8 protein-coding genes and 1 pseudogene are annotated in these 12,789 nt (G+C 55.1%); 5 read left to right on the top strand and 4 right to left on the bottom strand.

The features are described from left to right. Window positions 1-110: 110 nt before the first annotated feature. The 4 genes from AC13C8_RS01840 to AC13C8_RS01825 all read left to right on the top strand — a co-directional run bounded on the left by AC13C8_RS01840 (window position 111) and on the right by AC13C8_RS01825 (window position 6,202). Complete coding sequence (locus tag AC13C8_RS01840; protein ID WP_091433296.1) at window positions 111-680, top strand: VPLPA-CTERM sorting domain-containing protein; 570 nt, start codon at window positions 111-113, stop codon at window positions 678-680. Between the two features lie 217 nt (window positions 681-897). Then, on the top strand, window positions 898-3,345 hold the full coding sequence (locus AC13C8_RS01835; protein ID WP_482846235.1) for a tetratricopeptide repeat protein: 2,448 nt from the start codon (window positions 898-900) through the stop codon (window positions 3,343-3,345). A gap of 236 nt (window positions 3,346-3,581) precedes the next feature. Continuing rightward, window positions 3,582-5,183, top strand: coding sequence for a VPLPA-CTERM-specific exosortase XrtD (xrtD, locus tag AC13C8_RS01830; protein WP_482846234.1), 1,602 nt, complete (start codon window positions 3,582-3,584; stop codon window positions 5,181-5,183). An 89-nt stretch (window positions 5,184-5,272) separates the two neighbouring features. Beyond that, window positions 5,273-6,202, top strand: coding sequence for a glycosyltransferase family 2 protein (locus AC13C8_RS01825; RefSeq protein WP_482846233.1), 930 nt, complete (start codon window positions 5,273-5,275; stop codon window positions 6,200-6,202). 299 nt (window positions 6,203-6,501) lie between these two features. Here AC13C8_RS01825 and AC13C8_RS01820 read toward each other — a convergent pair whose 3' ends face one another. From AC13C8_RS01820 to AC13C8_RS01810, 3 genes are read right to left on the bottom strand one after another with little or no spacing between them, the layout of a single operon-like run. Next, window positions 6,502-7,497, bottom strand: a complete 996-nt coding sequence (locus AC13C8_RS01820) for a hypothetical protein (protein WP_482846232.1) — start codon at window positions 7,495-7,497, stop codon at window positions 6,502-6,504. A 43-nt stretch (window positions 7,498-7,540) separates the two neighbouring features. Next, window positions 7,541-8,740, bottom strand: coding sequence for a glycosyltransferase family 4 protein (locus AC13C8_RS01815; RefSeq protein ID WP_091433281.1), 1,200 nt, complete (start codon window positions 8,738-8,740; stop codon window positions 7,541-7,543). Continuing rightward, a complete protein-coding gene (locus tag AC13C8_RS01810) occupies window positions 8,709-9,857 on the bottom strand; it encodes an O-antigen ligase family protein (RefSeq protein WP_482846231.1) in 1,149 nt (382 codons plus the stop codon). The genes AC13C8_RS01815 and AC13C8_RS01810 overlap by 32 nt, the downstream gene beginning before the upstream one ends. A gap of 699 nt (window positions 9,858-10,556) precedes the next feature. Here AC13C8_RS01810 and AC13C8_RS01805 point away from each other — a divergent pair. Next, window positions 10,557-11,678: a Coenzyme F420 hydrogenase/dehydrogenase, beta subunit C-terminal domain gene (locus tag AC13C8_RS01805; protein ID WP_482846230.1), complete on the top strand. Its 1,122-nt coding sequence runs from the start codon at window positions 10,557-10,559 to the stop codon at window positions 11,676-11,678. 167 nt (window positions 11,679-11,845) lie between these two features. Here the strand turns inward: AC13C8_RS01805 and AC13C8_RS01800 are convergent. Next, window positions 11,846-12,789 (bottom strand): annotated as a pseudogene (locus AC13C8_RS01800) (hypothetical protein); the annotation flags it as partial.

Raw genomic sequence — 12,789 nt, 5'->3', positions numbered from 1 at the left:
TAAATTCTGAGTGACACCGGCTTTATCACATGATAGCTTTTCCTTGGTGGTGTATTTTTTGAACGAGTGAGCTTGGGTTTATTTGAGCAATTCATAAGAAGGGTAAGAGTATGAAAAAACTTCTAGCAACTACAGCTGTTGTGGGCATGATGGCGACCGCCGCCAGTGCTGCAACGGTTGTTGATCTAAGAACCGGGGGCGACGTGACTTCGCTGGGCCAGTATGGCTCATTCTCGTCGGGAACGGTTTCGGGCAATATCGACCCGTGGCGTTGGGGTCCAACCAATGACTATCTGACTCAGACTTCTGCGGGTCTTGGTGTTACCGGGTTTCTCGACTCCAATTCGCAATTGGATGGGCTTGTTGATGAAGCCATTACATTCACCTTCGACCGTGCGGTGCGCCTGGTGTCGGTGACATTCTCGTATTTCAGCGGAAGCGATGACGCTGACATTTATGTCAATGGCGTTAAAGTCGCCGATGAATCCAACAGCAACCCCTATTACTTCGGGAAGCCGGTTGCGACGTCGTTTACGGTCGCTGCTGACGGGATCTTCGACAACTTCCGCATCAAGAGCTTCAAGGTCGCACCAGTTCCGCTGCCGGCTGCTGGCTTCCTGCTGCTTGGCGGTCTGGCCGGTCTTGGCGCACTGTCGCGCAAGCGTAAAAAAGCCGCCTGATCAGCACGATCATGCGTCAGAAAAAAGGGCCGATTTCTCGGCCCTTTTTTATTTCTGTAACACTTTTGACAGTAATATGACGCCGGACAGAACAGCGATTGTCTGCGCCGATCTTGCCTGTTTTCGTGAAAAGACATTGTATAGAGATGTGTTATAAACACATTTGACGCATTGCACGCCGCGCGCGTGCCCTAATTATCAGAGCTTTGTGACATCCATGACCCTTCGTTTCCTTCCAGGTATTTTCCTCGCTTTCACCCTGACCGTTCTTGCAGGCTGTCAAACATCCGAAGAACGCGCCGAAGAGCATTACAAGGCAGCGCTTGAGCATCTTGAAAACGGCGATACTGCACGTGCGGGCGTCGAGTTCCAGAACGTTTTCAGCCTGAACGGCAAACACCGCGAAGCACGTTTGACCTATGCCAAGATGCAGTGGGACGCTGGTGAAATCGCCGAGGCGTATAGCCAGTATCTTCGGCTCGTCGAGCAATATCCTGATGACCTGGAAGGCCGGATATCTCTGGCGGAAATGGCTTTGGAAAATGGAAACTGGGACGAGTTGCGCCGCCACGGAGAATATGCAGCCACGCTTGCGCCCGACGATCTGAAAGTTCGAATTGCTGTCGCGGCGCTTGCTTATCGTGATGCGGTGATCGCCGGAAACGAAACCGCCCGCATCGAAGCAAAATCCGCCGCCACTGACCTGCTGGAGCAAGATCCCACACATCTGGGTCTGCGCCGATTGCTGATCGACGATTATATCCGGATGAAGGACTGGAACAACGCCTTGGCGTCCGTGGACGACGCGCTGGAAATAGACCCCAAAAACCTTGAACTTCTGCAAAAACGGCTTCGCATTCTGTATACAACCAACGCATCCACTGCCGTGAAAGATCAGCTGACACAAATGGTTGAAACTTTCCCGGAAGACAGGCAGATCCTGGCGGCGCTGGTGCAATGGCACATTACGCACGGCAACGTGGATGAGGCTGAAGCTCTGCTCCGCGATCGTGTTGACCCCCAAGATGAAAATCCCGAGGACGGAGCGACGCTGATCCGCTTTATGGTCGAGTTTCGCGGCAACGACGCCGCCAAGGCAGAACTTGATAAGCTGATTGCTGAAGATGGAGGGCTTCAGCCCGTCTATCGGTCGTTGCGCGCCTCGATCAATTTCGATATCGGCGCACGGGATGAGGCGATCGCCGAGATGCAGAATATCCTTGAGACCGAAGAACCATCGGACGCGACGGACAATGTCAAGGTTGGCTTGGCGCGCATGCTTGATATCACAGGCAACCCGGTCGGTGCGCGCGCGTTGATCGAGGAGGTGCTGGAACGAGACGCCACACATTCCGAAGCATTGAAGCGGCGGGCTGAATGGTTGATCGAAGACGACCAGACAGGCGACGCCATTGTGTCGCTGCGCGCGGCGCTGGCCGACACCCCCAACGACCCCGAAATCATGACCCTGATGGCACGTGCCCATGAACGCGACGGCAACAAGGAACTGATGTCGGAAATGCTGGCACTTGCCGTCGAGAATTCCGGAAATGGTTCCGAAGAAAGTCTGCGCTATGCCCGGCATCTGGTCAATCAGGGCAAGCTTCGTCCCGCCGAGGATGCCCTGTTAGGTGCGTTGCGCGTGCAACCAAACCACGTCAGACTTCTGGCAGCGTTGGGCAGCCTTTATATCGAGATGCAGGATTGGGGGCGCAGCGAACATGTTGCACGGACCTTGCGGGGACTGGACACCGAACAGACGACGGAAATTGCCAACAATCTGACCGCCCAGATGCTGTCTGCACAGAACCGCGAGGACGAGCTTGACGCGTTTCTGGAAGCCGTCTCGGCTGACACCGAGGGCGTTGATTCCGCCGATATCGCGATCATTCGTCGCCTTTTGGAACAGGGTGACACCGATCAAGCCCTGGCTCACGTCGATGGGTTGCTTGGGGTGACTCCCGACGCGCCGGTTCTGCGGTTTGTGCGGGCGTCCATTCTTGTGCAAAGCAATCGCATGGCCGAGGCACAGTCCATCTTTGACGGATTGCTGGACGAAAACGATCAACGACCAGAAGTCTGGGTCGCCTTGTATCGTCTGCATCGCGGCAATGGCGATCAGGACGCGGCAATGGCGACCTTGAAGGCCGCTCGCGCAAAACTTCCCGACAACGCAGAGCTTATGTGGATCGAGGCCGGAGAGCTTGAAACGGCCGGTGACATTGATGGTGCAATAGCGATCTATGAACAACTCTATGCTGCCGACAGCAACAACCAGATCGTTGCCAACAACCTTGCCAGCCTTTTGGCAGATCATCGCGAAGATACGGATAGCCTTGAACGTGCCTATGTTGTCGCACGCCGATTGCGCGGGTCGGATGTCGCCCCGTTCCAGGATACTTACGGCTGGATTGCCTATCGCCTGCAAAACTTCAACGAGGCAATCGAATATCTGGAACCCGCCGCTCAGAAGCTGGAAACCAATACGACGGTGCAATATCATCTGGCGATGGCGTATGCCGCTGTAAACCGGACGGAAGAGGCGCTGGCCCAGTTCGACAAAGTCAAAGCCATGCTGAACCCCGAGAACCTGCCCGAGTTCGCGGCCACCATCGACGCAGAGGTGGCGCGGTTGAACGAAGCCAGAACAGAGGCCGCAAATTGATCAAGACCGTCCCCGACCGGCGGCAATGATCCGGCAGGCGTATTAATCGTGTTCTGGTTACCCGATCGTTTCCGGTTTGCGAACACTTCTTTCACTTTCCAGTGAAGGATGCCCTTTTTTGTAAGAAGAAATGGATTTTCAGTAGGCTTGGCCCAGGAAAGTCTGCTAAAAACGTTACCATATTATACAGACTCTGTTTGACCAATTGCTGACCAAGATATTGAGGAACGGGATCCATGTCCGTTACAAGTGACAAACTACATCAACCCACCCAAATATTTCCAAACCTGAACATTGCCGGGGTCTTTTGGTTTGTCGTCCTGATCCTCAGCTCGATTCCGGTGTTCTGGATCGGTATTCTGTCGCTGTTGAAAGCCTGGTCGACACCTGAATACAGCCATGGCCCCCTGATCCCGATCATCTCGCTTTACCTGTTCTTACGGGAATTGCGCAAAGCCCCCCTGCCCGATCTGACTGTGCGGGACCGCTGGCCCGGAATTGCCGTCATTCTGGTGGCATTGGCGATTGCCACTCTGGGCAACCTGACCCGCATTCCTGACATCGTCACCTATGCCATGATCATATGGGCAGGCGGCGTGGTGTTGGTGGTGTTTGGCTGGAAACGCGGTCGAACCCATCAGTTGCCGGTTGTGCACCTGGTGTTCATGCTTCCGCTGCCACAGTTTCTGTACTGGAAGATGACCATTCTGTTGCAGTATATCTCCTCGGAACTGGGCGTCTGGTTCGTCAGCCTTGCCGGCGTATCCGTCTTTCTGGAAGGCAATATTATCGACCTTGGTGTCTATAAATTGCAGGTCGCCGAGGCCTGTTCCGGTCTGCGCTATCTTTTCCCCATCCTCAGCTTTTCGTATCTTTTCGCGATCCTCTATCGCGGTCCGATCTGGCACAAGGCGGTGTTGTTGCTGTCGGCCGCCCCGTTGACCGTGGTCATGAACTCGGTGCGGATTGGGATCATCGGGGTGGTTGTGGACCGTTACGGCATTGAACAAGCTGAAGGGTTTCTGCATTTCTTCCAGGGTTGGGTCATTTTCGTCATCTGCATCCTGATCCTGTTTCTTATGGCCATCGCTTTGCAACGCATGACCCGTGACCCGAAACCGCTCAGCGAAGCGATCGACCTGGACACGCAGGGTTTTGGGAGTGTGGCCGGACGCTTTTTTGGCATCCAGCCATCCATGGCAATGGCCACGGCCACGGCTTTGACGATGGCGGTGTCCGTTGGTTGGATGACCCTGCAAGGAAGCGAAACCATCAAAATGGACCGTGAACCCTTCACGCTGTTCCCACGCCAATTTGACGACTGGTCAGGCACGTCAGAGCGGCTGGAGCCAGAGGTTGAACAGGTGCTGGGTGCAAGTGATTACCTGAACATCACCTATGTCGCACCGAGATCGCCCGATTTCGTCAACATGTTCGTGGCCTTCTATGACAAACAGACCGAAGGCAGCGGGATCCATTCGCCCGAAGTTTGCCTGCCCGTCGGCGGGTGGGAGGTGTTCAGCCTTGAACCGACCAAAGTTACCACGAACGTTCCGGCCTATGGCAGCTTCAACGTCAACCGTGCGGTCATTCAGAAAGAAATGAACAAGCAACTGGTCTATTACTGGTTTGAACAGCGCGGTAAGCGCCAAACCAACGATTTCACCGCGAAGATCGGCGTCGTCATCGACAGCATCACCATGGGCCGGACAGACGGTGCATTGGTGCGTTATGTCACCCCCATCCGTGCAGATGAAACCGAAGCGGACGCAGATGCACGCCTGATCGACTTCATGAACACATCGCTGCCGCGTATGCCAAGGTTTGTGCCGCTCTAGGGCTCTGTATGCGCCCTCTGCAAACAGCTATCATTGTCGCGCCAACAAGCGAATGAGGTTATCCGCCCGAGAGCAGGAACAACCACCGTATGCCGAAACTGTCAATTATTGTCGTCAGCTACAACACGCGCGCCGAAACTCTGGCATGTCTGCGTTCAATAAAAAAAGAAACAACCGTTTCTTATGAGCTCATTGTCGTTGACAACGCTTCGACCGACGGGTCAGCAGATGCAATTGCAGCGGAGTTTTCCGATTGTGTGTTAATGGCGGAAACGGAAAATCACGGATTCGCAAAGGCCAATAATTTGGCAGCCGAGCACGCCAAGGGTGATTATCTGTTGTTGCTCAACCCAGATACCGTGGTTTTGGACCATGCAATCGACAAGTTGCTTAACTTCGCAGAACAACAGCCGGGCGCAAGAATCTGGGGGGGACGCACTCTTTACGACGACATGTCTTTGAATCCGTCCTCTTGTTGGCGGCAGTTCACGTTCTGGAGTGTGTTTTGCCGAACCACCGGCTTAACCGGGATATTCCCACGCAGCCCTATATTTAACGCCGAAGCTTATGGTGGTTGGGATCGCAGCACCCAGCGGCAGGTGGACATCGTGAGTGGATGTTTTTTTCTGATAAGAGCGGATGATTGGCAAACCCTTAACGGGTTTGATCTGACATTCTTCATGTACGGGGAAGAAGCCGACCTTTGTCTGAGAGCGCGGCGTAGCCTGGGTGCGGCACCTATGGTGACACCAGATGCGACAATCATTCATTACGGTGGCATATCTGAAACGGTTCGTGCAGACCGTCAGGTAAAGGTCTTAAGAGCCAAGGGCGAGTTGATGAATCGCTACTTTCCGGTTTGGCAACAGCCGGTTGCCAGATTGTTATTCGCCGCATACCCTTTGTCCCGATATCTTTTCGGCCGAGTTTGGGTCCGACGCGGCCGAGGCGAAACACACAGGGTTTGGCATGAGGTCTGGCAACGTCGTCAGGAATGGGTCAATGGATTTGCAGAATAAATGCTGTTTCCCGGAAGGCCGTGATTGCCGAAACGACATTCTGACCACCTTATCGGCGGCGTCTTTCGACCTCTGAGGCTTCTTCGTCATATCGATCTGACAAGTGATAAGACGAACCGGAAACACGCCGTTTTTCAAATCTCAAATCTGTCCATCCAGCGCTGGCTTCAGAAAGCACCTCAGAATGATCTGACAGGCGTTGTAAACTCTCCTGACCACTTGCCGTTAAATATCATTCCAACTTGAGCTCACCGAAGATATTGCTACCCAAAATCAGGAGGGCTTGTCTGAGCATCAATTCAGGTCTTCGGATCATTGTTCTTACTGCGGGTTTTGGAGGTTGGTAGTTTGCCAACTGGATATCCGAGCGATGCAAGATCAATCCCGGTCAACTCAGACGTCCGACGATTGCTATCCTCGAAATAGTCACCAACATGCCCCGCGATCCTTTGCTTCATCAGGCGCCGGTTGCGGTTATACAAGGTTGCAGGCGTCAATGGATTGAGCGCAAGATTCAACCCATAAGCGGCCTTGCGCAAAAGACTGTCCCGGTCGCGGGTCATATATCTGCTCATCCCGATGCGGTTAAGCGGTCTGAGGAAGACGAAATCGCTTTTGCGCGCCTGCCGCTGCTTGCTTTGCATCCTTTTCACGGCGTCTTGTTGGAATGGCTGCCCGACAAAACTATAGATCTGTTCGAGGAAAGCACTGCTGCCAAGCTGCTCCAACGGTAGGACCAGCACGTTTTCCTTCCCGAAATGCTCGAACATATGGGAAATCAACCTATCATACAGGAACAGATCCAATGGGCATGTGCAGCCAAAGCCCGGCTCTCGGCGTTTGTCGATGCCCAGAAACCGGTCGAGCTTGGTCGCAAACCCGCGCCGCAGATGTTCCAGGTATGCGGACAGGATGATGGATTTTTGCTCTCGGATGATCAGCAGAACCTTGGCACCGGGAAACAGTGTGGACATCCGCCGGATGCCCTCGCGTCGGTCAACCTGCCCCCCCATCGGGTCAACCAAAAGGTGTTCGAAAGACAGAACCGGGGTAAGGTTCTTGCTCCGCGCCTCTTTGATTTCCTCGTCATAGGTGGCGCGCAGCTCATCCACGGCTTCATCAAATACAAACGTATCCGTCACACGGACATGCTCGATCAGGATCGGGGCCTGTTGCCCCCACGGGCTGCAAAAGCCGGATGAGGGGTTGGTGAACAGCCTTCTTTGCAACGACGTTGACCCGGCTTTCGGATACCCGACATGCAGAAGAAGGTCGTTGTATTGGGTGGCGCTCATGGGGTGCCTCGCGATGATTTCTGTTACCGGGCGCTGTGTAGTTTCAACTTCTGGCCGCAAGGACTTCTGAATACAGGTTTATCAGGATATCCGCCTTTGCGGGCCAGGTGGCCTCTCGCTTCAGGTATTCCCGTGCCTCATGGCCCATGCGCGTTCTGAGTTCGGGGTCTTTGGCCAGGGTCAGGACGGCCGCGGCAAGGTCCTTGGCCATTTGCTCGGGCGTTTCGACGGGGACCTTCAGACCGAATTCCTCGCTCACAATCCAATCTGGCCCTCCCCGTGCGACGGTAATCACAGGAAGCCCCCAATTCATCGCCTCGAAGATCACACCGCCCATCGATTCCCGGAAACTGGGAAACAGCAAAGCGTCGCTGTTGCGATAATATTCCTCGACACGCTCGCGCGGCTGGAAGCCTTCGAACCGGACACGATCGGCGACACCCAGTTCTTTCGCTTCGGCCTTGCAAGCCTCCAAGTCCTCGCCATCGCCGACACTGGTCAACGTGATGCCTTGGTGATCGGACAAATGGGCCATGGCGCGGATGCAGTCACGTAAGCCCTTGGTTCGCACCACCCGCCCGACGTGAAGAAGCTTCAATTGACCTTCGACACTGTCCCTTTTCGTTTCCGGGGCCAGCTTTCTGATGCCTTGTCGCATGAAAGGTTCAAACCGCGCGATCTCGAGATCGGCCAGAATGTCTTTCATGTAAGGTGCGACGCCCAGAACGATTTCGGCCTGGGCATAGCTGGCACGCAACCACGGATCATGGCGGAACCGAAACTGGTCCAAGAAGCGAAGCCGCGCGAACCAGCTTTCGGAATTGACTTCGTCGCGAAACGCCTCGGGTGTGCTGAGACTTCCCCCGACAGACCCGATGATATATGGCATACCCGTCTTGCGCAGAACGGTCGGATATCGGGCACCGGCGGGCAGCATCTGATGGGCCAGATCGAACGTCCGGCCCGTGCTGCGAAGCCAATTCAGAACCATGTGATTGAACACGAAAACCTCGGGCTTCAGCATCGCCGCCAACCGGTTGCGCCGCTTGACCCAGGCGGGGGGGTCGAAGGTGATGACCTCGCAATCGGGTAGCTGTTGCGCCAATGGCGTTCCGCTGCCGTTTTCAAACGCCAATACGGTCAGCGGAATTTTCCGTGCCAATGCCTCAACCAGTTGGAATGACTTGCGAACCTCGCCCAGCCCCTCACCATTAAGCCTTGGGGCGGTTATAAGAACGTGCATTCGTAATATCTCCGGATTTCAAACCTGGCGCGCGACGCGCTGGCCCTTGGTCGTTCTTTGTAAATTGATCTGACTGGCTGGAGTGCGAGACGCCGCCGCTGATCATCCAGACACTCGATCCGATCAAAAACATTATGAAAGAAAATACTCCGTTCCAATAATGCACAGTGCCGGCGGCAAGAGCAATGCCGCCAAAGGTTGTCAAAAATGCAGCCCGCGCCGCCCGGTCCGACGGATTGGGCATGGGCATCCTGCTGATGCGCCAGATTAGCAGAATCAGCGCAAATACCACAAGAATGAAGAACGGCAAGCCGTAGCGCATCGCAATCAAAAGCCAGAAATTGTCGATGCTCGCGCTCATCCATCTGGGGCGAACCCAGTCGTTCAAGCCCAACCCGAACAGCGGATTATCCCAGATATTCTGCATACCATATTGCCAGATCAGAATGCGGTTGTAAGAGCTTTGCATACTGAAGGTCGCATACCGGACCAAGACGTGAAACGGTGACGCCGTCGTAAACAGGTCGATCAGCACATATGCCGCTGCCGCCCCCCAACCGAACACAGCCCACCGCCTCTTGTAGGATTTCAGCGCCCATTCCCACGCAATGAATACGGTCTGCACCGCAAATGCCATCAAGGCACCCGAAGACAACGACAGCATGGTCGAAACGCCGATCACGCAGGTTCCGAATATGCGCTTCAGGGCAGACCCGCCAAAAGCATAGGAATACCAGACCAGCCCCAGACCAGCCGAGACGAACGCGCCAAAAAGGATCGGATGTTCAAAAGCGGTCTGCGCCCGCCGCAAGCCCATACGCGTGCCGATATCCACCGCCACGCTGTTTTGCCCGATCAACTGAAGAAGAATCGGGCGATGCAGGATGCTTTCCATCAGAGCGAACGGCAACATGATCAGCACGATCATAAAGAACACTTTGACAATACGATGAAAATCATCCGCAGATCTAATCGTGATGCGTCCAAGCAGATATGCACCCAGAAACTCAATTGTATGTGCGCCAGCGGGTTCGATGATCAGCCCAACCGGATGGTTGGCCAGCAAGGATATGACCGCCCAGATCGCCGCCCCGACCATGCACCAGTCCACAATCAAGATCGGCCCCGCCCTTCCGCGGAGCAGCGCTATCAAAAGGGGAATGAACAACAACAGCAGCCACATCCGATAAGGGAACAAGAGCAAGGGTCCCAGCCGGACCCGTACTGGGATCAGCAAGGTGACAAGAAACAGCAACGCAAGAATGACCGGAAGCCCGTGCTTCGCCTCTGCCAGGACTCTTTGAGAATTCCATTTGGAACTTCCCTTGGGTGGCTCATGCAGAAGTGTTTCTGGAACGGATCGATCAGGGTTGTCCGGAGACTCGCGTCGATATAGTAGCTTCTGATCACGGCGATATTTCAAGCTCTGGGCCTTTTTGATGTCAGTTTCCAAAGCGGCATCCGGATGCTTTGGTGGTTGACCATTGACTGAGTTTGTTTGATCTCAAACAATCAAGGGATTACAGGTCGCTCATCCCAATCACATCAAACGCTGAATTCGCTGCATTTTGTGATAAATTAGCAATGTATGGAACCGCTGATTTGACGTCTTACTTCAAACATACCCTTTTTCGGGCGAATACTTCATTTAACTGGGGCCGTCGTTAACACGCAAAGATCATTGAGAGAACCAATAATGAAGCGGCAAGCGCGCGATGAGCTCGTGAAACGATCAGGAACCTTGGCGCGTGTTGCGCGGGGAAACCTTTGTTCAGGCTGTGGCGGATGCGCCGCGGTGGCGCCATCCAAAATCACCATGGCAGTGCAAGACCCGGGGTTTTTGCGACCGCAGATCAGCGAACCCCTGTCTGCCCGCGAGGAAGAAACCGTTGCGTTGATTTGCCCCGGTATAGGTCAAACCGTCGATGCCGAAAACCGGGTGGACGATGTGATCTGGGGCCCCTACCTGAAGATGCGCACCGGCCATGCGGTCGATCAAGACCTGCGGTTTGCTGCGTCTTCGGGCGGTGCCTTGTCCGCCGTTCTGGTCCATCTTCTGGACAGCGGGCAGGTTGATCATGTCATCCAGATCGGTCCCAGCAACGAACTTCCGACAGCAAACGTCACGATTCTCAGCGATACGGGCAGCGACGTGCTGGCGGCAGCGGGCTCTCGCTATGCGCCGTCGACGCCGCTGGCGGAACTGGATCGTCACCTGGCGACAGGAAAGTCCTTCGCCTTTGTCGGGAAACCATGTGATATCGTGGCATTGCGCGCATTGGCCAGGGTCGATCCACGCATAGATGCGCAGATCCCCTTCATGGTCTCGTTCTTCTGTGCGGGTGTGCCCTCCCTCTTGGGAAGCGAAAAGGTGTTGGAAGCGCTTGGCACAAACCCCGATAACGTCCGCGCATTCCGATATCGCGGAAACGGATGGCCGGGCCGCGCGACGGCCACGCTGCATGACGGCAACACGCGGTCGATGAGCTACCACGACTCCTGGGGCGGGGTCCTGTCTTCTCATGTGCAGCATCGGTGCAAGATTTGTGCAGATGGCACGGGAGTGGCAGCCGATTTGGTTTGCGCGGATGCTTGGAGTTGTGACGCGCAAGGCTATCCGCTTTTCGAGGAACAAGACGGTATCAGCCTGATTGTCACCCGCACCGAGAGGGGCGAAAACCTGCTGCAAGACGCCGTATCCGACGATGCGCTGGCAGTCAGTTCATTCGACCGCAACCAGTTAGAGAATATGCAGCCGGGCCAGACCAACCGACGCCGCGCCCTTCTTGCGCGGTTGGCGGCCCTTTGGATATTGGGCAAGCCCATTCCACGCTATCGGGGACTGCATCTAATGGCGATGAGTCGCCAAAATACTGTCACCAGGAACCTACGAAACTTCCTGGGAATGTTACGCAGAAGTCTGGGCGGTCGAATATAGGGCCTTTCCGACAAACCGAACCCATTTTCAGACCTCCTGCGCGAGGCCCGCGTGCTGCGCGGGTCTATCACAAACTAATAAGCACCGGGGTGAACAGTGCCGACCACGCACGAAAAAACCGGCGACTAGACTGTCGCCGGTTTTAATCTGTTCATGTGTTGGATGGATCATCCCAGAAGCGGGGCGTCATCCACATATTGGCTACCGTCATCGACAAACGTGAAATCGTCATCGACGCTGAATGCCGTGACCTCTCCGTCAAACCAGCGTTTTGTCGAACTGCCGATGCTCCAGCCCCATTCGTTTCCGCCAGCACCGACAATGTCGAAATCGGTGTCGGTTTCGTCCAATACGACGGTGTCGTCCACGATGATCTGAAGACGATCTTCGTCGGCATCCAACATGACGACGATATTGTGTTCATCAGTATCATTCAGACCAAGATCTTTGACCTTGAACCCCTTGAACGAACCATCAGCGGTCGCAACGTGAACGGCCAATCCATCGTCTTTCAACGTCAGGCCGGTCTTCATGTGGTTCCAAACAAGGCGAGACGTGCTGCCGTCAGCTTCATCCCGGCTGTAGTCGATCGAGAACGCGATCGTGTTGGATTCTTCGAACTCGGTCAGGCGACCAAGGTCGACATAGTCACCATCGCCGTCCAAGCGAAGTGCGCTTTCACCGCCGGATTCAGAGATATAGCTGTCGTCGCGCAGGGCATCTGACCCGGCGATCTCGGCAAAATCAAGTGTGTAGCTATCAACTGACGATCCCGAATCCGATCCGGGTTGCGGCTCGGCTTCTTCTTCAGTGGTGGTTTCCTCGTTAACTCCGGTATCTTCTTCGGCTTCTTCTTCTGCCTGAGCCGCCGCTTCTTCTTCTGCCTGAGCCGCCGCTTCTGCTGCTGCCTGAGCCGCCGCTTCTTCTTCTGCCTGAGCCGCCGCTTCTGCTGCTGCCTGAGCCGCTGCTTCTGCTGCTGCCTGACCCGCCGCTTCTGCTGCTGCCTGAGCCGCCGCTTCTGCTGCTGCCTGAGCCGCTGCTTCTGCTGCTGCCTGAGCGGCCGCTTCTGCTGCTGCCTGTGCCGCTGCATCATCTGCGGCATCTGAGTTAT

It is taken from the genome of Aliiroseovarius sp. B-4 (genome assembly GCF_056857795.1).
This window is presented reverse-complemented; position numbering and strand designations above follow the sequence as displayed.

Coding starts and splice junctions, on each gene's coding strand:
- AC13C8_RS01820 (WP_482846232.1), bottom strand. CDS start 7,497: ATGAGCGCCACCCAATACAACGACCTTCTTCTGCATGTCGGGTATCCG.
- AC13C8_RS01815 (WP_091433281.1), bottom strand. CDS start 8,740: ATGCACGTTCTTATAACCGCCCCAAGGCTTAATGGTGAGGGGCTGGGC.
- AC13C8_RS01805 (WP_482846230.1), top strand. CDS start 10,557: ATGGCAGTGCAAGACCCGGGGTTTTTGCGACCGCAGATCAGCGAACCC.
- xrtD (WP_482846234.1), top strand. CDS start 3,582: ATGTCCGTTACAAGTGACAAACTACATCAACCCACCCAAATATTTCCA.
- AC13C8_RS01840 (WP_091433296.1), top strand. CDS start 111: ATGAAAAAACTTCTAGCAACTACAGCTGTTGTGGGCATGATGGCGACC.
- AC13C8_RS01835 (WP_482846235.1), top strand. CDS start 898: ATGACCCTTCGTTTCCTTCCAGGTATTTTCCTCGCTTTCACCCTGACC.
- AC13C8_RS01825 (WP_482846233.1), top strand. CDS start 5,273: ATGCCGAAACTGTCAATTATTGTCGTCAGCTACAACACGCGCGCCGAA.